The following is a 23961-nucleotide window of genomic DNA, read 5'->3' on the forward strand; positions in this document are numbered from 1 at the left end:
CCTGATGAGCAACGCAAACCGAACCCAAGTGATTGAAAGTTTTCTGCAGCAGATCCGTGTCATCAACCAGCGCGGCGTAGACCGCGAGGCGTTGAAGGAAATCATCGCGCTGCTGGAAGACTTGGCCAAGCGCCATGACCTGTTCAACTTTACCGAGTTTCCTGCGCCGGTACCGGGGCAGGGCGAGACTGCTTTCCGCTATCGCCTGAACGATGATGGCGAGACCCCGACCCTGTACATGAACTCGCTGCTGCCGGGCAAAAGCACCTTGCCGCACAACCATGAAACCTGGGCGGTGATCGTTGCCGTGCAGGGCCAGGAGATCAACTACGTCTGGGCGCGTACCGACGATGGCAGCGACCCGGCCTTCGCTCGTCTGGAGCTGGAAAAGGAAGTCATTGTCCAGCCAGGCACCCCCATCGGTTTCCTGGGCGAAGACTTGCATGGCATCAAGGTCACGGGCGAAGAGCCGACCTTGCACTTCCACCTGTATGGTCGCCCGCTGGAATCGCTCAACGGGCGTTTCGGTGTCAATGAAGAAGGCCGTGTCCTGAACTACAACGCCTCGCAGATGGCACCGTCGATTCAGGCTTATTGATAGCCAGCACAGGTTTCCCCTTTCACTTTTATGAGCCACCTCATGAGCCAGACCACCACCGCGGCCCAACTACAACAATGGCTGTTCGACGGGCAGGAAATTGCCCTGTTCGACCTGCGCGAACATGGCCAGTACGGCGAAGCCCATCTGTTCCATGGCGTCACGCTGCCCTATAGCCGACTGGAGCTGGATATTCGTCGCCTGGCACCCAACCCTGGCGTGCGGCTGGTGATCTATGACCAGAATGGCGGCGATATCGCTTCGCGTGCCGCCTTGCGACTGGAAGCGCTCGGCTATCGTCAGGTGCATATTCTGGAAGGGGGCGCCGATGGCTGGCAGGCCGCAGGTCTGCAACTGTTCGCGGGTGTGCATGTGCCGTCCAAGGCGTTTGGCGAACTGGTGGAAGAGGCTCGCCATACGCCGCATATCAGCGCCACCGAACTGGCGCAGCGTCAGGCTCAGGGCGAGTCGCTGGTGGTGCTGGACGGCAGACCATTCGACGAATACCGCAAGATGACCATTCCCGGTTCTGTGTGCTGCCCCAATGGCGAACTGGGTTATCGGCTGCCGGAGCTGGTCCGCGACGAACACACGCCGATCATCGTCAATTGCGCCGGGAGGACCCGCAGCATCATCGGCGCGCAGACGCTGATCGACCTGGGCGTGAAGAACCCGGTCTATGCCCTGGAAAACGGAACCCAGGGTTGGTATCTGGCCGATCTGCAACTGGAGCACGGCAGCACCCGACGCTACCCGGATGCCGTATCGCCCGAGTCGCTGGCCCTGCAGCGGGATGCCGCCCAGGCTTTGGCCGAACGGGCAGGGGTGCAGACGGTCAGCTCCGAACAGGTTGCCGGCTGGGCCGCAGACAGCGGGCGTAGCCTGTTCCTGTGCGATGTACGAACCGCCGAGGAGTTTGCGGCAGGCACATTGGCGGGTGCGCAACATACGCCGGGCGGCCAGTTGATTCAGGCGACGGATTTATATGTCGGCGTGCGTCAGGCGCGGCTGGTGCTGGTGGACGACGAAGGCATTCGCGCCCCGATTGTCGCCAGTTGGCTGAGGCAACTGGGACATGATGCCTATGTGCTGGCTGATGGCGTGAACAGTGGTTTGTCGCTGCCTGTCGCGGGCGAGTATGTTCAGCCGGGCCTGCCGGGCATCAGCGTGCAACTGCTCGCCGACGCCTTGAAAGACAACACGGTAGCGCTTATCGATCTGCGTCCGAGCACAGGTTTTCGCAAAGGCCATATTGAAGGTTCACGCTGGTCGATTCGTCCGCTGCTGGCTGCCGCCGTTGCTGATGAGTCCCGGCCTCTGGTGCTGATTGCCGATGATCCGGCTCTGGCGCAACTGGCGGTAGAAGAGTTGCCACAGGCGCAGCGTCAGCAGGTGCGTCTGCTGGACGGCGGGATCAAGGCCTGGCAAACCGCCGGGCTACCGTTGCGCGAAGACAGTGCCAGCCTGGCGGACGAGCAGTGCATCGATTTTCTGTTCTTCACTCATGACCGGCATTCCGGCAACAAGGACGCTGCCCGCCAGTACCTGGCCTGGGAAATCGGTCTGCTGGGGCAGATGACCGAGCAGGAAATTGCCAGCCTCAAGCCCTTATCCGCAAAAAAGCCTGAGCGTCCGTCACAGAACCCCTTGGTCAAGACCCGGTTGATCCATGCCGCGCGTACGGCCAAGGGCAGTGGCGTGCGCGGGGTGAATGTACCGGTTTCGCGCATGAGCACCGTACTGTTCGACAGCCTCGGGCAGATGCGCGATATCCGCAAGCGCCGCGATACCGAGCGCCTGTTGAGCTATGGGGCGAGGGGCAATCCAACGGGATTTGCCCTGGAAGACCTCGTGACTGAACTGGAAGGCGGCTATCGCACCCGATTGTTCAGCACCGGCCTTGCGGCAGTGGCGCAGACTTTCCTGGCCTATCTGCGCCCCGGCGATCATGTCCTGATAACCGATGCCGTGTATTCGCCGGTGCGGCGTGTGGCCCGTGACTTCCTTGAGCCATTCGGCATTCAGGTCAGCTATTTCAGGGCCGACGGCCAGGGGCTGGAAGGGCAACTGCAGGCCAATACCCGCATGGTCTACACCGAAGTGCCGGGTTCGTTGCTCTACGAACTCTGCGACTTGCCGGCCATTGCCGCGCTGTGCAAACCACGAAACATCCTGCTGGCGGTGGACAACACCTGGGGCTCGGCCTACCTCTATCGGCCACTGGAGCTGGGCGCGGACATTTCCATCATGGCCCTGACCAAGTACCTGTGCGGTCATAGCGATGTGGTGATGGGCAGCGTCTGCACCCGTGAAGACGTCTGGCAGCCGCTGGGAAGGATGAGCGACACCTTCGGCAATGCGGTCAGCCCCGATGACGCCTATCTGGTCCTGCGCGGTGCCCGCACCCTGGCTTCACGCATGGAAACCCACGAGCGCCAGGCCCTTGAAGTCGCGTACTGGCTGAACGAACAACCGCAAGTCCGCCGTGTTTTCCATCCAGCCTTGCCGGACCACCCCGGCCACGCCCTGTGGAAGCGCGACTTCACCGGCAGCAACGGCTTGCTGTCCTTCGAGTTCGAGTCCTCGGACCCGGGTCAGCTGGAGCGCTTTATCGGCGCGTTGCAACTGTTCGGGCTCGGTGCTTCATGGGGCGGCTACGAAAGCCTGATCACCGTGGCCAACGTCAGTGATCGCGACAATGAAGCCGATCGACTGCTCAACCCGGTGTTGCGCTTGCATATCGGGCTGGAGGATGTGGCAGCGTTGATCGAGGATTTGCAGAGGGGGTTTGGGCGAGGATGAAAGCTGCAAGCCTCAAGTCAAAAGCGTGTAGTTTAAAACTTGCAGCTCAACTAAATGTTATTTCATAACAAAATGCCGAATGGTCGTGTAATACTGTAACGAATCGTTGCAGGCTACTCTCCCGTGAAAGCTCCCCGCGCTCCCTCTGTTGCAGGTTCCGTTCTGGCTCAATCGGCTTTGAAGCGGGTCCTGCTGGCTCTCGGTATTTTGCTGTTGTTATGGCTGGCCATTGTCTGGTCGGTGGCTATTCCATGAGTGCCGCCATTGCTCTGGACAATCTGACCGTCGCTTACGAACGCCGTCCGGCGGTGCATCACATCAGTGGTCGTTTCGAGGCGGGTAGCCTGACTGCCATCGTCGGCCCCAATGGTGCGGGCAAGTCCACGCTGATCAAGACCATTGCCGGGACCATGAAGCCAGCGGCGGGGCGTGTGGATCGAGGCCGGTTGGCGACCCGCACGTTGGGTTATCTGCCACAGGCGGCGGAGATCGATCGTAGTTTTCCCTTGAGCGTGGCCGATACCGTGGCCATGGGTGCTTGGCACAGCATCGGCCCGTTTCGCGGCCTGACTCGCAATCACGCCAGGCTCACCCGGGATGCGCTGAAAACCGTCGGGCTTGAGGGCTTTGAGGCGCGCAGCATCGGATCTCTGTCCTCCGGGCAGTTCCAGCGGGTGCTGTTCGCACGGCTGCTATTGCAGGACGCCTCGGTGATTCTGCTGGACGAGCCTTTTACCGCCATCGATGCCCGCACCACCCGCGATCTGCTGGAGCTGGTCCGGGTCTGGCATGGGCAGGGACGCACCGTCATTGCGGTGTTGCACGATATCGATCAGGTCCGTCAGCACTTTCCGCAAACCCTGTTGATGGCCCGCGAAACCATTGCCTGGGGAGCGACAGCCGAAGTATTGAGCGATGCCAATCTGCGGCGCGCCCGCAATATGGCCGAGTTCTGGAGTGCGGATGCTCAGGTCTGCGATACCGAAGGTGAGCATTCATGATGCTCTATGCCACGCTGATCGAGCCTTTTGTCGAGTTCGGTTTCATGCGCCGGGCTTTGGTGGCCTGCCTCGCGTTGGGAGTCGGTTCCGGTCCGGTGGGTGTGTTGCTGATGTTGCGGCGCATGAGCCTGGTGGGGGATGCCATGAGCCATGCGGTCCTGCCGGGCGCGGCACTGGGTTTCATGGTGGCAGGCCTGTCGCTGCCGGCCATGGGCATTGGCGGTCTGATCGCCGGGCTTGCCGTGGCTTTGCTGTCTGGGCTGGTCAGCCGCCTGACCGCCTTGCGCGAAGACGCCAGCTTCGCCAGTTTCTACCTGACCTCACTGGCTGCCGGAGTATTGATCGTCTCCATGCACGGCTCCAGTGTCGATCTGCTGCACGTGCTGTTCGGCACCATCCTGGCCATCGATGACAGCGCGATCTATATGGTCGGCGGCATTGCGTCATTCACCCTTATCCTGCTGGCCGTGATCTATCGCCCGCTGGTGCTCGAATGTTTCGATCCGGGATTCCTGCGTGCCGTTGGCGGCATGGGTTCGCTGTACCACGTGCTGTTTCTGCTGCTGGTCGTTTTGAACCTGGTGGCGGGTTTTCAGGCGCTCGGCACGCTGATGGCGGTGGGCATGATGATGCTGCCCGCCACGGCTGCCCGGTTCTGGGCCAGCTCATTGAGTGCCCTGATGCTGATCTCGACGGTATTGGCGACCGTTTCGGGGCTGATCGGCCTGATCGTTTCCTATCACCTTGGCGTGGCGTCCGGGCCGGCCATCGTTCTGACCGCCAGCGTCTTTTATGGCTTTTCGCTGCTGTTCGGCCGCACGGGCATCTTGCGTCGACTGTTTCCAAAACCCCACCTGGCCAACTGAAAAGGGCATGTCATGAAACGATTGATGATGTTGAGCTCGATGGCGGCGATTGCGCTGTCGGCGTTTGCAAGTCTTGCCCAGGCCAAGCCTCTTGAGGCGGTGGCTTCGTTCACGGTGATTGCCGATATGGTCAGCAATGTCGGCGGCGATCGGGTTCACGTGACCTCGCTGATCGGCCCCAATGGCGACCCCCATGTTTACGAACCCACCCCGCGTGATGCCCAGGCACTGAAGAGCGCTGACCTTACCTTTGTCAGCGGCCTGCATCTGGAAGGCTGGATGGACCGCCTGATCAAGGCGTCCGGCTACAAGGGCCAGCCGGTTGTGTTGTCCGAGGGCATCAAGACCCGTTACATGCAGGAAGACGGCAAGCTCATCACCGATCCCCATGCCTGGAACAGCGCCGCCAACGGGGTGATCTATGTGCGCAATATCATGACCGCGCTCAAGAAGGCGGACCCTGAAGGTGCCAGCGTCTACGAGGCCAATGGTCAACGCTATATCGTGCAATTGCAGGAGCTTGACCTCTATGCCCGTGATCAGGTCCAGTCGGTGCCCGAGTCGAAACGCAAGATTCTCACGTCCCACGATGCGTTCGGTTATTTCGGTGACGCCTATGGCGTGACCTTCCTGTCACCCTTGGGTTTCTCTACCGAGTCGGAAGCGTCGGCGGCAGATGTCGCAAAACTGATCCGCCAGATCAAGAGCGAGCACGTGACGGCCTATTTCTTCGAAAACTCCGGTGATCCTCGGCTGGTCAAGCAGATCGCCGATGCCAGTGGCGCGCAGCCGGGGGGTGAGCTATACGTCGAGGCCTTGTCACCCGCGGATGGCCCGGCGGCCAGCTATGCGCAGATGTTTCGCTATAACGTCGACAAGCTGACGGCGGCAATGAAGGGTAAATGATGGTGTGCAGACTGCGGGAGCTCCCACAGTCTGCACACTTCTCAATGAGTCAGAAACTTGAAGATGGTGGTCTGGGTGTAAGCCTTGCCAGGGTCCAGTCGCGTACTGGGGAAGGCGGGCTGGTTGGGCGCATCGGGGTAGTGCTGGGTTTCCAGGGTGAAGGCACCCCAATGCGGATAGACCTTGCCGGCCTTGCCATGAATGCTGCCATCCAGGAAATTGCCGGTATACAACTGCACGCCGGGCTCGGTGGTGAACAGTTGCAGGTGACGGCCTGACTGCGGGTCACTGACTTCTGCCGCAAGTTTGCTGATGTCACCCTTGGTGTCCAGCACCCAGTTGAAGTCAAAGCCGCCTTGTTTGGGCTCAGCGTACTTGAGCTGTTGATGGTCGGCCTTGATGTTCTTGCCGATGGCCGTTGGCTTGAGGAAGTCCATGGACGTGCCAGCCACCGGGGCCAGCTCACCGGTAGGGATCAGCTTGTCGTTGACCGGCGTGTAACGGGAAGCGTGCAGGGTGGCCACCTGCTGGAGAATATCGCCGTTGCCCGCGCCCGCCAGATTGAAATAGCTGTGGTTGGTCAGGTTCAGCACCGTGGGCTTGTCGGTGGTGGCGCGGTAGTCGATCTTCAGCTCGTTCTGGTCGTTGAGGCTATAGGTGACTTCTGTCAGCAACGCGCCGGGAAAACCCATCTCGCCATCGGGCGACAGGTAGCTAAGCTTCACCCCGACCGAGCCATTGGCCTTGATGCTTTCGGCTTTCCAGATACGCTTGTCGAAACCCTGATTGCCGCCATGCAGCGCATTGGTCTTGTCGTTGAGCGGGACGCGGTAGGTCTTGTCGTCCAGCTTGAAGGTGCCGCCCGCCAGTCGGTTGCCGAAACGACCGATGGTTGCACCGAAATACACGGTGCCGTTGGCCTGATAGCCCTGCACATCATCGAAGCCCAGAACGACGTCTTCGACCTTGCCGTTCCTGTCCGGAACCTTGAGCGATTGCAGGGTTGCGCCATAGGTAATGATGCTGGCCTGCAGGCCGTGACTGTTTTGCAGGGTGTACTTCTCGATGGGCGTACCATCGGGCAGTTTGCCGAAGAGGCCATGTTCGCTGGACAGTGCGGCGGCTTGTGCGGTCAGGGTGGCGATCATCAGTGACAGTCCAAGGCTGCTGAGAAGAGCGTGATTTTTCATCTGTTCTACTCACTTTTATTGTTGTTGTGAAAGGAGAAGGTGACGCAACGCATCTCTGGGTTTTGCTGTCAGACAGCAAATTGGTAAGACTATTTGATCGGTTTTAATCCGATGCAAGGATTTATAGACGATAAAAAGCCGCTTGAAAAATAAATCGTAATACTATTTAGTAGAGGCAGTTCCTAAGAAAAATAAAAAAGGACACCGTCCATGCAATGGCAGCCGCTATCCGAGCACCGTTTCAAACTGGCTGAAGCCCCTTTCTGGGACCTTGATCAGCAAGCCTTGTACTGGGTCGACATTGCCGGGCGTCTGGCCTGCAGGCTGGTCCAGGGTCAATACAGCCAATGGCGTCTGCCTGAGGCGGTTTCCGCATTCATTCCCACCGACAAGGGCGATGCCCTGGTGACTCTGGCCAGCGGCGTATACCGCCTGAGCCTCGAATCGCCTAAAACCTCCATTTCATTGCTGTGCGTGGCCGATCCTGTCGCGGGCAACCGCGCCAACGAATCCCGTTGCGACGCTCAGGGCCGCCTGTGGCTGGGCAGCATGCAGAACAATCTGGATGACGAAGGTGGCGACTTGCCGTTGGTACGCCGCTCCGGTGGCCTGTTTCGCGTAGACCCGGATGCAAGGGTCACGCACTTGCTGGACAGGCAGGGCATCGTCAACACCCTTTTGTGGAATGCCCAGGGCACAGTGCTCTACAGCGCCGATACCCTTGATGGCGTTATCTACCAATACCCGATTCTGACTGACGACAGCTTGGGCGAGCGTCAGGTGTGGGCGCACGAACACCCCCGCGGCGTACCGGACGGTTCGGCCATGGATGCCGAAGGCTATGTCTGGAATGCCCGCTGGGGGGGGAGCTGCCTGATCCGCTTTGCCCCCGATGGCAGCGTTGATCGGGTGATCGACCTGCCTGTCAGTCATCCCACCAGTTGTGTTTTTGGCGGCCCCGGCCTGTCTACGCTCTATGTCACCAGCGCTGCACCGGCCGATGCCCATGGCCAGTTCGATGGCGCGCTACTCAAGGCCGACGTGGGTGTTGCCGGGCAGCTTTGCCCGCGCTTCGCAGGCTGAATTTTCATTGCATTCAAGGAGAGTTGAACATGGCGATACCTTTGTCGTTACCCCCGGTTCCCGAGCCGGTTCGCGGTGAACGCCTCAAAGGCAAGGTGGTGCTGGTGACCGGCGCTGCCCAGGGGATTGGCGAAGCCATCGTGGCGTGTTTCCAGGCGCAGCAGGCCAGGCTGATCATCAGCGATGTGCAGGGCGAAAAGGTCGAGCAGGTGGCGGCGAAATGGCGCGGGCAGGGGGCCGAGATTCACGCACTCAAGGTCGATGTCACGCAACAGGACCAGTGGCGCAGCATGGTGGACCTGGCCATCGAGCATTTTGGCCGGGTCGATGTGCTGATCAACTGCGCCGGGGTCAATGTGTTCCGCGACCCGCTGGAAATGAGCGACGAAGACTGGAAGCGCTGCTTCGCCATCGATCTGGATGGCGCCTGGTATGGCTGCCGCAGTGTCTTGCCGAAAATGCTGGAACAGGGCGCGGGCAACATCATCAATATCGCCTCGACCCATTCGAGCAACATCATTCCCGGATGCTTTCCCTATCCGGTCGCCAAGCATGGCCTGTTGGGCCTGACCCGCGCCCTGGGTATCGAATACGCGCCCAAGGGTATTCGGGTCAACGCCATCGCGCCGGGCTATATCGAAACCCAGCTCAACGTCGATTACTGGAACGGCTTCGATGATCCACAGGCCGAGCGGCAACGCGCCTTCGATCTGCATCCGCCCAAACGTATCGGCCAGCCCATCGAAGTTGCGATGACTGCGCTGTTCCTGGCCACTGATGAGGCGCCGTTCATCAACGCCAGTTGCATCATGATCGATGGCGGCCGCTCGGTGCTTTATCACGAGTGACACTCGGTTACATTGCTGTTCCTGGCGATATGGTATGACTATTTAACGGGTTTCGGGTGTACAGAACCTGGAGCCTCACCTTGTTGGACGCTGTAGCTATTCAATAAAAATAAGGAGTTAGCTATGTTGAGTCGTCACGGGATTCGTTCCCTATGCTGCGCCGCTGTCACCACTGCCATCCTGGGCATGAGTGGCATCCTCCACGCTGCCGAAGAAGTGAAAATCGGCTTCCTGGTCAAGCAACCCGAAGAACCCTGGTTCCAGACCGAATGGGCCTTTGCCGACAAGGCGGGCAAGGAGCACGGCTTCACGGTGCTCAAGATTGCCGTACCCGATGGCGAGAAAACCCTGGCAGCCATCGACAGCCTGGCAGCCAACGGCGCCAAGGGTTTTGTCATCTGCCCACCCGATGTTTCCCTCGGCCCGGCCATCGTCGCCAAGGCCAAGGCGTTGGGCTTGAAGGTGATGGCGGTGGATGATCGTTTCGTCGATGCCAAGGGCAACTTCATGGAAGACGTGCCGTACCTGGGCATGGCCGCTTTCGAGGTGGGTCAGAAACAGGGCGAGGCCATGGCGGCCGAGGCGAAAAACCGCAATTGGGACTGGAAAGAAACCTACGCCATCATCAACACCTACAACGAACTGGATACCGGCAAGAAGCGCACCGACGGCTCTGTGGATGCGCTGAAAAAAGCCGGTCTGCCGGAAAGCCATATCCTCTTCACTGCCCAGAAGACCCTCGATGTGCCGGGCAGTATGGATGCGACCAACTCGGCGCTGCCGAAACTGCCGGGTAATGCCAAGAACCTGATCATCGGTGGCATGAACGACAACACCGTGCTCGGCGGCGTGCGTGCCACAGCCACCAACGGCTTCAAGCCAGCCAACGTGATCGGTATCGGCATCAATGGTACTGACGCAATCGATGAACTGAAAAAGAAAGAAAGCGGTTTCTTCGGTTCGATGCTGCCGAGCCCGGACAAGGAAGGCTATGACACCGCCTACCAGATGTTCAAATGGGTCACGACCGGCGAAGAACCTCCCAAGTACACCGCCATGGACGACGTGACGCTCATTACGCGGGCCAACTTCCAGGAAGTCCTGACCAAGATCGGTCTGTGGAAGTGAGTTCAAGGGGGCCTGATCTCAGGCCCCTTCGCGAGTGAGGAGGACAGTTCATGCAGCAGGCAATCGAACAACAGCAAGCGGCCGGTGGCGCCTTGCGCTTCAGCGGCATCGGCAAGGTCTTTCCCGGCGTCAAGGCGCTGTCGGACATCAGCTTCCAGGCCAATCCTGGCAGCGTACATGCCTTGATGGGCGAGAACGGGGCTGGCAAGTCCACATTGCTGAAAATACTGGGTGGCTCCTATACGCCCAACAGCGGGACCTTGCAGATCGGTGAGCTCACCCATCAGTTCAGGTCTACCGCAGACAGCATCGCGGCGGGTGTCGCAGTGATTCACCAGGAACTGCATCTGGTGCCGGAAATGACCGTGGCAGAAAACCTGCTGCTGGGGCATATGCCCAATCGCTTCGGGATGATCAATCGCCGGCTCATGCTGCGTCAGGCCACGGAACTGCTCAAGGGGCTTGCCGACGAAATCGATCCGGGAATGCGTCTCGGGGATTTGTCGCTGGGGCTGCGGCAATTGGTGGAAATCGCCAAGGCCATGTCGCGCAATGCCCATGTGATTGCCTTCGATGAACCCACCAGCAGCCTGTCGGCGCGTGAGATCGACCGCTTGATGGCGATCATCGCCAAATTGCGCGACGAGGGCAGGGTGATTCTTTACGTGTCCCACCGCATGGAAGAAATTTTCCGTATCTGCGATGCCGTGACGGTGTTCAAGGACGGGCGTTTCGTACGCACCTTCGAGGACATGGCAGAGCTTGACCATGATCGTCTGGTGACCTGCATGGTCGGGCGCGATATCCAGGATATCTATGACTATCGGCCCCGTGAGCATCAAGGCCCGAGTCTGCGGGTTACTGGCCTGCTCGGGCCGGGATTGCAGGAGCCGGTGAGCTTCGCAGTCGAGAAGGGCGAAGTGCTGGGCTTCTTCGGGCTGGTGGGGGCTGGTCGTACCGAGCTGTTTCGCCTGTTGTCCGGCATGACCCGCAGCAAGGCTGGCACGCTGCAACTGGACGGCAAGCCGCTGACCTTGAAGTCTCCTCGGGACGCGATTGCCGCTGGCATATTGCTCTGCCCGGAGGACCGCAAGAAAGAAGGCATCGTGCCGCTGTCCAGTGTGGCCGAGAACATCAATATCGGCGCCCGGTCCCGGCATGTGAGCCTGGGTTGCCTGCTTCAAGGACGTTGGGAACGCGAGAACGCCGAAAAACAGATTCGGGCGATGAACGTCAAGACGCCTTCGCCGGATCAGCAGATTGTCTTTCTTTCCGGTGGTAATCAGCAGAAGGCGATTCTGGGTCGCTGGTTGTCTATGCCGATGAAAGTCCTGCTGCTGGACGAGCCCACCCGAGGCATTGATATCGGTGCCAAATCCGAGATTTACCAGATCATCCATAACCTGGCGGCGCAAGGCATCGCGGTGATTGTGGTGTCCAGCGACCTGATGGAAGTCATGGGCATCTCAGACCGCATTCTGGTCATGAGCGAAGGGGCCATTACCGGTGAACTCAACCGCGACGAGGCCGATGAGTCGCGACTTCTACAACTGGCATTACCCCGCTCACGCGGCTGAACCTTTGGTCTACGACCATGAACAATAAAAAAGAGGTGCGTATGTCTACCGAAACCAGCCTGCGGGCTCCCCGTCAGGGCTTGAATATGCGCCGCTTTCTCGATGAATGGGTCATGTTGCTGGCTGCACTGGGTATTTTCATGCTGTGTGCGGTGTTCATCGATAACTTCCTGTCGCCGCTGAACATGCGCGGGTTGGGGCTGGCAATTTCCACCGTGGGCATTGCCGCCTGCACCATGCTTTATTGCCTGGCTTCCGGGCACTTCGACCTGTCGGTCGGTTCGGTACTGGCGTGTGCCGGTGTGATTGCCGGGATCGTGATTCGCGATACCGACAGCGTATTCCTCGGAGTGAGCGCTGCCCTTGCCATGGGCCTGCTGGTGGGGCTGATCAACGGTATCGTCATTGCCAAGCTGCGCATCAATGCCCTGATCACGACCCTGGCGACCATGCAGATCGTTCGTGGGCTGGCGTATATCTTTTCCAACGGCAAGGCTGTGGGGGTTTCCAACGAGGACTTCTTCGTCTTCGGCAACGGCCAGTTCTATGGTGTGCCGGTACCGATCCTGATCACCATTGCCTGCTTTATCTTCTTTGGCTGGCTGCTCAACTACACCACCTATGGCCGCAACACCATGGCCATTGGCGGTAACCAGGAGGCCGCCTTGCTGGCGGGTGTGCATGTCGACCGGACCAAGATCATCATCTTTGCCGTACACGGCCTGATTGGTGCGCTGGCCGGCGTGGTGCTGGCTTCACGCATGACTTCCGGGCAACCCATGATCGGCCAGGGCTTCGAGCTGACAGTCATCTCGGCCTGTGTGCTGGGCGGCGTCTCGCTGAGCGGCGGTATCGGCATGATTCGCCATGTGATCGCGGGTGTGCTGATTCTGGCGATCATCGAGAATGCGATGAACCTCAAGAACATCGACACCTTCTACCAGTACGTCATTCGCGGCACCATTCTGTTACTGGCGGTGATTATCGACAGGTTGAAGCGCCGCTGAATCACTAGGAGATCACCCGAGTGTTGAGCCTGAGAAACAGGTTGGCTCGCTGACACGAATTAAATAGAATGATTCTCATTTTAAGTCGCTGTCATGGGTGGCCTTTGAATGAGTGATGCAGCAGGGTCATCGGGTATACAGCCTGGCCTGGACAACTTCTATCGTGATCACCGTAGCTGGCTGGAAAACTGGCTACGGTGCCGCTTGGGCAATGCGTGGGATGCCGCCGATCTCAGTCAGGATACGTTCTTGCGGATCATGGCGACCTGGCAGAGCGAACCCTTGGCTAACCTGCGTGAGCCGCGTGCCTATCTGGTGACCGTGGGCAAGCGGTTGCTGATCAATCACTACAAGCGCCGCAGTCTCGAACAGGCTTATCTGGAGGCTTTGGCGGCATTGCCCGAAGAGGCCGTTCCATCTCCCGAGCAGCGCTGGATCCTGTTGCAGACCCTGCAGGCACTGGATGAGTTACTCGACGACTTGCCGGTGGTGGTGCGTCGGGCGTTTCTCTGGTCGCAGCTTGAAGGCCTGGGTTATGCGCAGATCGCCCTCAGGCTGAAGGTGTCCGAACGTACCGTGAAACGCTACATGGCACAGGCCTATGCACATTGCCTGATGGCCGAGCTATGAGTGACATGGCGCGTGAGGAGCAGGCCCGGCAAGTGGCGCATGCTGCGGCCTACTGGCTGGCGTTGCTGGAGTCCGGGACGGCCAGTGCTCAGGAGTACGAACAATTGCAGCGCTGGCGCGAGCAATGCCCAAGTCATGAGCAGGTGTGGCAGCGGGCACAAGGCTTGCGGCAGCGTTTCTCCGAACTGCCGCCCGAACTGGCCATGGCCAGCCTCGATCGGGCAGACCTCAAGCGAAGCGAGCCGACGCGTCGGGCGATTCTCAAGCGTGCGCTGGTTATTGCGGCTCTGATTCCCGGCGGCTGGATCGTCAGCAGTCAGTTGCCCGTCAGGGCCTGGCGCGCCGATCTGCGCACCGCAACCGGCGAGCGCAAGACCTTGCGCCTGCCCGATGGCAGTCAATTGCAACTCAATACCGCCAGTGCCGTGGATCTCGACTTCCTGGACGGCAGGCGCCAGTTAGTGTTGATCGAAGGGGAGATTGCCTTGACCATGGCTGGCAATGCGCCGGCCGTGAGCATCAATACCCGCATGGGCCATATCATCGCCAACGGTGCCGAACTGTGCATTCGACAGGACGAGCACCGTTGTCGGGTTTCGGTGGCGAGTGGCAGTGTCGATCTGCTGTCCAGACAAGGCGCGACCTTGCGTCTCAAGGGGGGCGAACGGGCAGCCCTGACTGCTCAAGGTGTTACTGCGGTCGAACGCTTCGACGCTCGCCAACCGGATTGGCGCCAGGGCGTGTTGACCGTAGAGAATCGCCCGCTGGGGAGTTTCCTGACCGAACTCAATCGCTATCGTCCCGGGATTCTGCGCTGGGAACCCGAGCTGGAGGCCTTGAGGGTGACCGGCTCGTTCCGGCTGGACGATACTGATCGCATTCTGGATTTGCTGGTTGCAAGCCTGCCTGTACAGGTGCATTCGCGGACACGGTACTGGATCACCCTGGGGCCTCGAAATATTTCTGCCTGACGTGTCCCTTTTTTTTCCGTCGCTTGTCATCTCTCTCAAGTGAACACAAAAGAGAGTGCTCCAATGCCCGTAGTTTTCTTGCGTCGCCTGCGTCTTGCCCGTTTCGGCATGGCTCCGTTGCTGCATATGAGTTGCCAGGCCAGCGTGGTGATCGGTCTTGGCGTCGCGCCGGTATTCGTGGCTTCGGTCCAGGCGGAGGAGTCTGTGCGGCGCAGTTATCAGATTCCGGCTGGCAGCCTGAGTGCCGCCTTGACCCGCTTTGCTGCGCTGTCTGGCGTCAGCCTTTCCGTAGACCCGGCACTGGTGGCCGGTCGCAACAGCAAGGGGCTTGATGGCGAATACCCTGTCGATGAGGGCTTCATGCTTTTGCTGCAAGGCTCCGGACTGCAATTGCAACCGCTCGGCAATCAGTCCTATACGCTGGTGCCTGCACCGGTCGCAGAAAACGGCTCGATGGTCTTGCCCAATACGTCCATCGACGGCAGCCGGCTGGACGGGCCGGGCGACATTTATGCCGGTGGCCAGGTCGCCCGCAGCGGTTCCCAGGGCATGCTGGGCGATCGTGATTTCATGGAGACGCCCTTCAACCAGACGTCCTATACCAGCACCACGATCAAAAACCAGCAGGCGCGTACTCTTGGCGATATGGTTGCCAGCGACCCGTCGGTGCGTACCACCAACCCGGCAGGCGGGCGTTTCGAGCAGTTCTCGATTCGAGGGTTCAGTCTGTTCAACAGCGATGTGTCGTTTGGTGGGTTGTATGGCGTGCTGCCGACGTACTCCATCGACATGGAGATGGTCGAGCGGGTCGATATCCTCAAAGGGCCCGGCGCGTTATTGGGTGGCATCGTTCCGCGCGGCAGTGTGGGCGGCAATATCAATATCGAGCCCAAGCGCGCCGGCAGCGAACCGTTGACCGAATTCACCGGCAGCTTTGCATCGGCCGGGCAGTTTGGCGGGCACGTGGATATCGGTCGCCGCTTTGGCGATAACCAGCGTTTCGGGGTGCGTTACAACGGGGTACGGCAATCGGGCGATACCGAGTGGGATCACCAGAAAGTCGAGCGTGAAGCTTCGGTCATCGGGCTGGACTGGCGTGAAGACCGGATGCGCATGTCGCTGGATCTCGGGGAGCAGGAGCGTTATGCCGATGCGCCCATCGAGCGGGTCGAAGTCGCCGCCGGTATCGCCATGCCCAAGGCCAGGGATATTCGTCGCAACATTGCCCAGCCCTGGACTTATTCCCACTCCAAGGACTCTTTCGGCGCATGGCGAGGTGAGTTCGATCTGAGTGATGCAGTGATGGTGTATGCCGCTGCCGGTGCGCGCAAGGGCAATTATGACTTCCTGCGCCACACGGTTCCTGTGACCACCAGCAGTGGCGATTTTACCGTGACGCCGCGTACTTTTCGGCGCGACGAGGAGGTCAAGACCTTCACGGTCGGTGCGCGTAGCTGGTTCAACACCGGGCCGGTGGGGCATACGCTGAACATCAGCCTCAACCGTTTCGACTTCGAGTTCGATAACGCCGGCGAACGTTACCAGCCTCGCACCAGCAACCTTTATAACCCGGTCGTGTTGCCGTATCCGGGTGCGCCAACCCGCTTCGATACCTCGACTCATACCGAAAACCTGTTCACCAGTATTGCGCTGGCCGATACCTTGAGCTTTCTTGACGATCGCGTGCTGTTGACCCTGGGCGCTCGCCTGCAGCGGGTTGAAGTGGACAGCTATTCCAATGGTGCGCTGGGGCAGCGCTACGACGAGCGCGCCACGTCTCCCGCCATGGGGCTGGTGATCAAGGCCACCGACTCGATCTCGCTATATGCCAACTACATGGAAGGCCTTAGCCAGGGCGAGACTGCGCCCACGACTGCCACTAACAGCGACGAAGTGTTTGCACCCTACAAGTCCAAGCAGACGGAAGTCGGCGTGAAGTATGACCATGGCACTTTTGGCACCAGCCTGAGTGTATTCCGCATAGAACAGCCGGCCTACATCACCGATGCCCAAGGCAACTTCAAGCCCGATGGCGAACTGCGCAATCAGGGTGTCGAGTTGAATATGTTCGGTGAACCCTTATCGGGTGTACGGCTGCTGGGTGGCGTCATGTTACTTGACAGTGAGCAGACCAAAACCGCGCTGGGCACTTTCGATGGCAATCGCGGCACCGGCTCGCCTGAGGTCAACGCCAATATGGGTGTGGAGTGGGATATCAATCGCCTGCCAGGCCTGACGCTTACTGCCCGTGCCATTCATACAGGGTCGCAATACCTGGATGCTGCCAATAACCAGAAAATCGACTCATGGGAACGTTATGACGTCGGTGGCCGTTATGCCTTCAAGCTGGGCGATAATCCCGTCACCGTGCGAGCTTCTGTAGAAAACGTGCTGGATAAAACCTATTGGGCATCGGCAGCAACTTCGTCAGACAGTGCGGCGGGCCTTACATTGTCGACACCGAGGACTTATCTGGTGTCGGCGACTGTCGGGTTTTAAGGCTGTTGCAGCGGCATTCCGTGTACGACCGAATGCCGCTCCGGCCTTCCTGGAGAAGGCCGGGAGATCAATTCAGTTTCGAACTCACGTAGATCAAGCGTACTGCCGCAACTGTAATGGCTTCCGCTTCTTCCTTGATAGTGCCCACTTGTGACCTGATCGAGGTATTTTCATGGTTCTCGAGTAATCGGGCCATGTGGTAGATGTTCTGCGTGACTTCATGCAGGTTTTTATGCAGGCGCGATATGACGCGATTCAGGCGCTCGCTCGTGTCATGAATCTCCAGAGTGGGGAGAGGGCGCTCAAGGCTGAAACCTGTCACTACATAGGTTACATCGATGCCTGCGTCTGAAATACGGGCCAGGTAGTCGGCTCTGGGTGAACGTATGCCGTTCTCGTAATTGCTCTGGGCATTGGTTTCAACACCCCCAATAGCGCCCAGCGTGCTTTGTGACAGTTTGAGTCTTATTCGTTCTCGTTTGAGGCGGGGGCCGATTCCGGGCATTCAGTTGTCCTCTAGAAGCGCCTGCCTTAAAGAAGGCTGTGGCAGAATTGTAAGGAGTGTGTAAGGAGTTCCATGACCTTACAGACATATCCGGCACGACTGATCAATAAGCAAAAGTCGACATCATTCAGGTAAACAATTGCCGAGATGAAGATAGCTGCACAGCGATGCTGTATTTGATCGGGAGTGTAATGGCCTATTGGGTACTTTTGATACTGTTTTATACTTATTTGTACTTGTGTATATAAATTTTCGGGTGGTCTTTCATTCCTCTTATGCAATCAATAAAGCCTGCACAATAGAAAAGGCCCCTGTTACGGGGCCTTTGAGTCGGTTTTCAGAGACATCGTGAGGAAGGATTCTGTGCCCAGCCCTGTGCGGTGTCGGCAATTTCCTGTGCGAGTTTCGAGACGGCCTGCTGGTGAGCCAGGATCAGGTTTTCCATACCCAATGCAGCCTGTTCGCGGATCACGCTGCTGCAGGTCAGGTTGATGCGCTTGTTGCCAGCGGTGGCACCTGTGTTGCGCAGGCTCAGACTCCAGACCACATCAATCAGTGCGTACTGGCCGGGGACCGACTCGAAGCGTCTGACATCGGTGCGCAATGAAAGCACTGGCTGCCCGCTGTCCTTTGGCAGTCCCGCCATGTCGCGGCTACCAAAGCGGCGTTCCAGCTTGGCGGTCAGCGCATCGTGAAACTCGTCGCCCAGTGGCGAGCCCCAGCGCTCGGTATCCAGGATTTCCAGGCTGCCATCGCCCTGGCGCACGACCAGAGGAGGTTGATCCACCTGGACAGGCATCAGCACCGGCAGCATCTCGAACTGGAACGGCGCAGGCTGTGCACTGGGCACGCTGGCGGAGTCCATGGGGGCGATCAGCGTGTAGTAGCGGGTCGGTGTCGAGGAGCAGGCACCCAGGCCCAGTGCCGCAGCCAATACCAACAGTTTAAGGCGAAAGGTCATTGTTTTGGCTCCAGATCGATTGCACGGGACGAAGACGGCGCTTTGTATGAGGCTGGTGCCGCATCGCCGCTGCGACCGCGAATCAGCGCTTCAGGATGACGGCTCAGGAAGTCGGTCAATACCCGTACCGAGCGGGCAGTGCGCTGCACTTCTTCCATGGCCTGAGTCAGTTGCTGGCGGCCTGGAGAGTCTTCGCCCAGAGTTTCGTTGGCGCTGCTCAGGGTTTTTTCTGCCTGCTGCAAGGTGCCGCGCATTTGCGGCAAGACGCTGCCATTGACCTGCTTGAGGGTTTTCTGCAGTTCGGTCAGGTTGCCATTGAGGTTCTTGGCCAGTTCATCGATAGGCACTTTGCTGAGCTTGTCGACGAATGCCTGCAACTGCTCCTGCAGCTTGTCGAAGTTACCCGGTACGGTAGGAATCTCAAGAGGCCTGGCCTTGGGGTTGAAAGTCACCTTTGGCGCCTTTGGGTCGAACTCCATTGCAATGTATAACTGGCCGGTCAACAGGTTGCCGGTGCGAGCCTGTGCCCGCAGCCCGTTATTGACGAAGGCGTTGAGAATTCTGGCTGACTGTTCTTCTTCGTCGCCGCTACCGCCCAGCTGGCGCAGTTTGGATTCGGCAGCGCCCAGACGGTTGGGGTAGATAACGGCGCCGACAATGCTCGGGAAGGTCCCGGTTTTCGGGTCGTAATCCAGATCCACCGACACCACTTTGCCGATGTTCACACCCAGGAAGTCCACCGGGGAGTTTACTGCCAGGCCGCGCAGTGACTGGTTGAAGCGCATGCGGATGTAGCGTGGCTCACCGTCAGGCGGCGCCAGGGCCGTGGCCTGATCATCGAAGATCTTGAACTCGGCGTTCTCATCGGCGGGCTTCGATTCCGGGCTCCAGTTCGGCTCGCGGAATGCGATGCCGCCGGACAGGATCGAGGTCAGCGACTGGGTATTGATCTTCAGGCCAGCGGTACCGACGGTCACGTCCACGCCGCTGGCATTCCAGAAGCGTGTGTCGGTGGTGATGTACTGATCGTTCGGGGAGTTGATGAAAATCTGTACGTCGACACCCTTGCCATCCGGGGACAGCTCATAGGCCACCACCTGACCTACCTGAATGCGGCGGTAATAGATCGGCGAGCCGATATCCAGCGACCCCAGATCGTCGGTGTGCAGGGTGAAACGCTTGCCTTTCTCGCCGAAGGTCACCGGAGGCGGTGTCTCAAGGCCGGTAAAGTCGCTTTTGGTTTCCTGCGAGTTACCCGCGTCGGCACCAATGAATGCGCCCGACAGCAAGGTATCGACACCCGAAACGCCATGGGCTCCGATACGTGGCCGCACGACCCAGAACTGGCTGTCGACCCGGGTGAAAGGCGTGGCCGTGTTATTGAGATCGACCGCTGCCAGCACATGCGTGCGGTCTTCGCTCAGGGTGATGTCCGTCACCATGCCGATCACCACGTTCTTGTACTTGACCTGCGTCTTGTTGGCTTCCAGGCCTTCGGCAGTCTGGAAACTGATGGTGATGCGCGGACCTATGTTCATCCAGTCATGAAAGGCCATGGACAGGCCGATCAGGCCGGCAACGATCGGCACCAGCCAGATCAGTGAAACGCGCATGCGCCGCTGCTTGACCTCGGGACGAAGTGGCGACGAACGGGGGGCGGTATTCTCAGACATCTTCAACCTCTGCGTCCCAGATAAGCCGGGGATCGAAACTCATGGCGGCGAACATCGTCATCACCACTACCAGACCAAAAAACAGGATGCCGATCATCGGCTCGATGGTGCTAAGTTCACGGAACTGGACAAGGGAGGCCACCAGCGCAACCACCAGCACATCGAGCATCGACCAATAGCCGATCAGCTCGATAAAACGATAAAGCCGCGCACGCTCCAGCATGGCCCAGCGACTGCGCCGCTGACAGGTGACCAGAAGCATGCCTAGTACCAGGAACTTGATGCAGGGCACCACGACGCTGGCAATGAAAATCAGCAGGGCAATATCCCATGACCCGCTTTTGAAGAACTCGATCACGCCGCTCATGATGGTGTTCTGGCTGCTGTTGCCCAGCAGGGTGGTGTACATCACGGGCAGCACATTGGCCGGCACGTAGAAAATCAGTCCGGCAATCAGGAACGCCCAGGTCCGGGCAATGCTGTTGGGCTTGCGCCGATGCACGGGCGAGTCGCAACGCGGGCAGTGATGGACATCTTCCGGGCAGGCGTAGCCGCAGGTGTGGCACAGGCACAAATGCTGTTCATGGGCGAAAGGAATGCCGTTCATCCTGGCTGGACTCCCAGTTCATCCCACAGGCGGCGGATATCCTTGTTGGCGATCAGCAGGATCAGCACCATCAGCATCGCCATGGCCCACAAGCCAAGGCCGGGATGCACATCGAGCATCCCCGAGAGCTTGATGATGGCGACCAGGATCCCGAGCATGCACACCTCCAGCATGCTCCAGGGACGCAGGTGTTCCAGTGCGCGCATGCACGTCTTGAAGCCCGGGGCAATGACGCCGCTGTGCGCGTGCAGCAGCACCCAGAAGAGCAGGGCGATCTGCAGCAGTGGAGCAAGGATGATCGACAGGCCGGCCACGAGAGCAATGATCGTGATGCGCCCTTGAGCCAGGGCTTCCACCGACTCCCAGAGGGTCACTTCATTGGTCAAGCCCTTCATGCTGATGCTGATCACCGGAAAGAAATTGGCGAACAGAAAGAGCAGGGCGGCGGCAATGGTCAGGGCCAGCAACTGCTCGATGGTCAGGCGATGGCCTCGGCCCAGCAATGCCTTGCAGCGCAGGCAATGCGCCGATTCGCCAGCCTTCAGGGGCGTGGCTTCATACAGCGAGTCGCAGTGCTCGCAGATGATCAGATCCGAGAGAGGTTTCATGGAATGCACAGTGGTCATCGACGCCGTTGATGCAGGATTTGCCGGGTTGAAAAAAACGAGGACGGGAAGATACCTCGTTAATGGCATTACGGCATATTTTTCTGTGTAAACAACTGTTCTGTGTAAGCAGCAAGGTTGAAGCATTGACCACAGCCATGGGTTGTCGTTCCCATATCATTGCGCCATTAGTTTGTAATTGTTCTGTTACTTACGGGCTGCCTGAAGAAACATTTCATTACACGATGGCAAGTTGCGCCCGGCCTCATGCCCCGTCTGCCCTGTAGCGCTGAACAGGGCGTTCATGCCCGCCAAAGTGCCCTGCGTCACCTCGACACAGCGGCTCATGGCCCGATGCAGTAGTGCTAGACTCGCGCCACTTCAGACAAGGAGCAGACTTACGTGCGCAAGACGGTAATGATAATGGCAGCGCTGACGCTGGTGCTGGCCGGATGCGATGCAGGAAACTCTCGGCCATCGGCCCGCGACAAGGCCGAGCCAGTGACTCAGCCTCCGCAAGCGGCCACGCCACAGTGGTTCATCCAGATGAACTCCAAAGAGGCGGTCAGCGATATCAGTGCCTGGTTGCTCGAGCGTAGTTATGCGCCGGTCGTGGTCACGATCGACGGCAAGCAGCAATTGTTGATTGGTCCGTTCCAGAGCGCGGAACAGGCAGAAGAGCAGCGCGTCGGCCTGCTGGCCAAGGTTGCCAAGTCCCATCGCCTGGCTGCGCCTGTAGTCATTCAGCGTAACCAGTAATGCAGATGTCCTGTGCTGCCAGTGTTGACTGGCAGCACAGGCATGCATCAACGACGTCCCAGCAGCAAGCCCACCACCAGACCGAATCCGGCAGAAATGGCCACGGTCTGCCATGGGTGCCCGCCGATATAGGTTTCAGTGGCCTCGACCACAGGCTTGGTGCGCTCACGTACGCTGGATACCGAATCCAGTGCCTGCCTGAGCTTCAGGCTCAATTGTGCGCGCAGGGTTTCCGCTTCTTCGCCAACCAGCGCGGCGCTGTCTTTGAGCAGTTTGTCTGATTCTTCGATCAGAGCCTGCAATTCGCTGAATGCCTGGTCTTTGATCTGATCGGCAGTATTTTGCGCAGCGGTTTTACGAGCCATGATGTTTTCCTTTCAGTTGATGGCAGTGTTCCTCAATGGAGTCCTCAGTGTTGCGGAAAGTTGCAATTGCACAAGTCATCTCTCTCAAGCACTGCAAAAACTGTAGGAGCGAATTCATTCGTGAAGGACCAGGGTGTAAGATGCAGCCGTTTTTAGTCGTAGGTAGTAGGTGAACGCTATGAGTTTCAATCTGGCCAACCGGTCTCTTCCCGAACGCGCTGCCATCGAGGATGAAAAGTCCCGCCTGTTTGAACTCTGGCAGAGCAATCTGGGCAAGGCCAAGGGGGATGCGGCTCGTCTGATGGGTGAAAAAGCCAAGCGCAAGGGCAAGTGGTCGGAGTGGGTTCGCTCCGAACTGGACGCCATGAGCCCGCCGGAGTACGCCAACATGGTTCGCAGCGAAGTGAATCGCCTCATGGCTGCTGCCAGGTAAATTCAGAACAGCCCGATAATGGCTTCACGAACGGCATCCACTGCCGGATCGGGCTGTGAGCCGGTGCGCCAGCCCAATTCTATTGGATAACGTGGCATGGCCAGCGGGCAGGGCAACAAGGTAAGGTCGGTGAGTTGCACAATCGCCTGCGCCGCGTGAGTGGGGATCGTGGCCAGTGCCTGTGTGCCCTTGAGCAGATAGGGCAATGCCGCAAAATGTGTGGTCGACGCACACACCCGGCGGTTCAGGCCCAGACTGGCCAGCCCTTCATCGACCATACCGATCAGCCCGCCGGATGAAATCAGGATATGTTCACGCTCAATGAACGCCTGAATGCTCAGTTGCGTCTGGCCGGGCTCAAGGCTGGCCGGGTCCACCAGACATGAATAGTCGCCTTCTCCCAATACCCTGCGGGTCAGCAAACGATTGGCGAAGCCTCCCGAGGCAATCGCCAGATCGATGGTGCGGTCCAGCAAGGCTGTCGCAACGATCTGGCTGTGGGTCTGGCGGAACATCAACCTCAACCTGGGTGCTGTAACGCTGACCGCGCTCATCAGGCGTTGGCCCAGTGCCATTTCAAAGTCATCCGACAGGCCGATGACCACCAACCTTCCTTCGTAATCCTCCGATGCCGTTGCAACCATTGCCAGGCTCTGTCGGCATTTGTTGAGAGCTTCGGTGACCACAGGCTTTAGCTGGTCGGCCCGCAAGGTCGGCGCCAGACCTCGTCCGGTACGTACGAACAACTGATCGCCATACAGCGCTCGCAGACGCCGCAAGGCCGCACTGATGGCCGACTGAGTCACGCCCAGGCGCAACGCCGCCCGGCTGGCGCTGGACTCATCGTGTAACGCCTCAAAGACTTTGAGCAGATTGAGATCGATGGTGCTGATATTCATGGTGTTCATATCATTAAGCATTGAGATGGGCTTTATCAATGTTGGGCG

At 59.0% G+C, this 23961-nt stretch carries 23 protein-coding genes; 15 read left to right on the forward strand and 8 right to left on the reverse strand.

Going from position 1 to position 23961, the window contains the following annotated elements; translation table 11 throughout:
- Nucleotides 1-4 precede the first annotated feature (4 nt).
- The 5 genes from CKW23_RS17095 (at nucleotide 5) to CKW23_RS17115 (ending at nucleotide 6173) form a co-directional block, all read left to right on the forward strand.
- Complete coding sequence (locus CKW23_RS17095; protein WP_095068035.1) at nucleotides 5-598, forward strand: cysteine dioxygenase family protein; 594 nt, start codon at nucleotides 5-7, stop codon at nucleotides 596-598.
- Between the two features lie 42 nt (nucleotides 599-640).
- Nucleotides 641-3400, forward strand: a complete 2760-nt coding sequence (gene metC / locus CKW23_RS17100) for a cystathionine beta-lyase (RefSeq protein WP_095068036.1) — start codon at nucleotides 641-643, stop codon at nucleotides 3398-3400.
- A 251-nt stretch (nucleotides 3401-3651) separates the two neighbouring features.
- Nucleotides 3652-4401 (forward strand): zinc ABC transporter ATP-binding protein AztA, encoded by a 750-nt coding sequence (aztA, locus tag CKW23_RS17105; protein ID WP_025260049.1) that lies wholly within the window; start codon nucleotides 3652-3654, stop codon nucleotides 4399-4401.
- Nucleotides 4398-5267, forward strand: a complete 870-nt coding sequence (locus CKW23_RS17110) for a metal ABC transporter permease (protein WP_025260050.1) — start codon at nucleotides 4398-4400, stop codon at nucleotides 5265-5267. The genes aztA and CKW23_RS17110 overlap by 4 nt, the downstream gene beginning before the upstream one ends.
- Before the next feature lie 12 nt (nucleotides 5268-5279).
- A complete protein-coding gene (locus tag CKW23_RS17115; RefSeq protein ID WP_025260051.1) occupies nucleotides 5280-6173 on the forward strand; it encodes a metal ABC transporter substrate-binding protein in 894 nt (297 codons plus the stop codon).
- 41 nt (nucleotides 6174-6214) lie between these two features.
- Here CKW23_RS17115 and CKW23_RS17120 read toward each other — a convergent pair whose 3' ends face one another.
- Nucleotides 6215-7363, reverse strand: coding sequence for an aldose epimerase family protein (locus CKW23_RS17120; RefSeq protein WP_025260052.1), 1149 nt, complete (start codon nucleotides 7361-7363; stop codon nucleotides 6215-6217).
- Nucleotides 7364-7573: 210 nt separating this feature from the next.
- On the opposite strand from CKW23_RS17120, the gene CKW23_RS17125 reads away from it, so the two are divergent.
- From CKW23_RS17125 to CKW23_RS17160, 8 genes are all read left to right on the forward strand, one after another.
- On the forward strand, nucleotides 7574-8446 hold the full coding sequence (locus CKW23_RS17125) for an SMP-30/gluconolactonase/LRE family protein (RefSeq protein WP_025260053.1): 873 nt from the start codon (nucleotides 7574-7576) through the stop codon (nucleotides 8444-8446).
- A gap of 29 nt (nucleotides 8447-8475) precedes the next feature.
- On the forward strand, nucleotides 8476-9294 hold the full coding sequence (locus CKW23_RS17130; protein ID WP_025260054.1) for an SDR family oxidoreductase: 819 nt from the start codon (nucleotides 8476-8478) through the stop codon (nucleotides 9292-9294).
- A 123-nt stretch (nucleotides 9295-9417) separates the two neighbouring features.
- Nucleotides 9418-10422, forward strand: a complete 1005-nt coding sequence (locus tag CKW23_RS17135) for a substrate-binding domain-containing protein (protein WP_025260055.1) — start codon at nucleotides 9418-9420, stop codon at nucleotides 10420-10422.
- A 50-nt stretch (nucleotides 10423-10472) separates the two neighbouring features.
- The gene (gene araG, locus CKW23_RS17140) at nucleotides 10473-11999 is read left to right on the forward strand and encodes an L-arabinose ABC transporter ATP-binding protein AraG (protein ID WP_025260056.1); all 1527 of its coding nucleotides are present in this window, start codon (nucleotides 10473-10475) and stop codon (nucleotides 11997-11999) included.
- Between the two features lie 41 nt (nucleotides 12000-12040).
- Entirely contained in the window at nucleotides 12041-13006 is a 966-nt protein-coding gene (gene araH / locus CKW23_RS17145) for an L-arabinose ABC transporter permease AraH (protein ID WP_177434655.1), read from the forward strand.
- 108 nt (nucleotides 13007-13114) lie between these two features.
- Nucleotides 13115-13636: a sigma-70 family RNA polymerase sigma factor gene (locus tag CKW23_RS17150; protein ID WP_025260058.1), complete on the forward strand. Its 522-nt coding sequence runs from the start codon at nucleotides 13115-13117 to the stop codon at nucleotides 13634-13636.
- On the forward strand, nucleotides 13633-14607 hold the full coding sequence (locus CKW23_RS17155) for a FecR domain-containing protein (RefSeq protein ID WP_095068038.1): 975 nt from the start codon (nucleotides 13633-13635) through the stop codon (nucleotides 14605-14607). Before CKW23_RS17150 ends, CKW23_RS17155 begins: the two co-directional genes overlap by 4 nt.
- 63 nt (nucleotides 14608-14670) lie before the next feature.
- Nucleotides 14671-17106 (forward strand): TonB-dependent siderophore receptor, encoded by a 2436-nt coding sequence (locus tag CKW23_RS17160; RefSeq protein ID WP_025260060.1) that lies wholly within the window; start codon nucleotides 14671-14673, stop codon nucleotides 17104-17106.
- Between the two features lie 67 nt (nucleotides 17107-17173).
- Here CKW23_RS17160 and CKW23_RS17165 read toward each other — a convergent pair whose 3' ends face one another.
- The 5 genes from CKW23_RS17165 to CKW23_RS17185 all read right to left on the reverse strand — a co-directional run bounded on the left by CKW23_RS17165 (nucleotide 17174) and on the right by CKW23_RS17185 (nucleotide 21460).
- Nucleotides 17174-17611 (reverse strand): helix-turn-helix domain-containing protein, encoded by a 438-nt coding sequence (locus CKW23_RS17165; RefSeq protein WP_025260061.1) that lies wholly within the window; start codon nucleotides 17609-17611, stop codon nucleotides 17174-17176.
- A 337-nt stretch (nucleotides 17612-17948) separates the two neighbouring features.
- Nucleotides 17949-18572, reverse strand: a complete 624-nt coding sequence (locus tag CKW23_RS17170; protein ID WP_025260062.1) for a membrane integrity-associated transporter subunit PqiC — start codon at nucleotides 18570-18572, stop codon at nucleotides 17949-17951.
- Complete coding sequence (locus CKW23_RS17175) at nucleotides 18569-20245, reverse strand: intermembrane transport protein PqiB (protein WP_025260063.1); 1677 nt, start codon at nucleotides 20243-20245, stop codon at nucleotides 18569-18571. The genes CKW23_RS17170 and CKW23_RS17175 overlap by 4 nt, the downstream gene beginning before the upstream one ends.
- Entirely contained in the window at nucleotides 20238-20852 is a 615-nt protein-coding gene (locus CKW23_RS17180; RefSeq protein WP_095068039.1) for a paraquat-inducible protein A, read from the reverse strand. The genes CKW23_RS17175 and CKW23_RS17180 overlap by 8 nt, the downstream gene beginning before the upstream one ends.
- On the reverse strand, nucleotides 20849-21460 hold the full coding sequence (locus CKW23_RS17185; protein ID WP_371856574.1) for a paraquat-inducible protein A: 612 nt from the start codon (nucleotides 21458-21460) through the stop codon (nucleotides 20849-20851). Before CKW23_RS17185 ends, CKW23_RS17180 begins: the two co-directional genes overlap by 4 nt.
- A gap of 399 nt (nucleotides 21461-21859) precedes the next feature.
- Here CKW23_RS17185 and CKW23_RS17190 point away from each other — a divergent pair, with 399 nt between their 5' ends.
- Nucleotides 21860-22216, forward strand: coding sequence for an SPOR domain-containing protein (locus CKW23_RS17190; protein WP_025260066.1), 357 nt, complete (start codon nucleotides 21860-21862; stop codon nucleotides 22214-22216).
- Between the two features lie 47 nt (nucleotides 22217-22263).
- On the opposite strand, the gene CKW23_RS17195 is transcribed toward CKW23_RS17190, so the two are convergent.
- Nucleotides 22264-22581, reverse strand: coding sequence for a YqjD family protein (locus CKW23_RS17195; protein ID WP_025260067.1), 318 nt, complete (start codon nucleotides 22579-22581; stop codon nucleotides 22264-22266).
- A 178-nt stretch (nucleotides 22582-22759) separates the two neighbouring features.
- On the opposite strand from CKW23_RS17195, the gene CKW23_RS17200 reads away from it, so the two are divergent.
- Nucleotides 22760-23014, forward strand: coding sequence for a hypothetical protein (locus CKW23_RS17200; RefSeq protein WP_095068040.1), 255 nt, complete (start codon nucleotides 22760-22762; stop codon nucleotides 23012-23014).
- 2 nt (nucleotides 23015-23016) lie between these two features.
- Here CKW23_RS17200 and CKW23_RS17205 read toward each other — a convergent pair whose 3' ends face one another.
- A complete protein-coding gene (locus tag CKW23_RS17205; RefSeq protein WP_025260069.1) occupies nucleotides 23017-23922 on the reverse strand; it encodes a LysR family transcriptional regulator in 906 nt (301 codons plus the stop codon).
- Nucleotides 23923-23961: the final 39 nt, after the last annotated feature.

It is taken from the genome of Pseudomonas sp. Irchel 3A18, from assembly GCF_900187465.1.
Classification (GTDB): domain Bacteria; phylum Pseudomonadota; class Gammaproteobacteria; order Pseudomonadales; family Pseudomonadaceae; genus Aquipseudomonas; species Aquipseudomonas cichorii.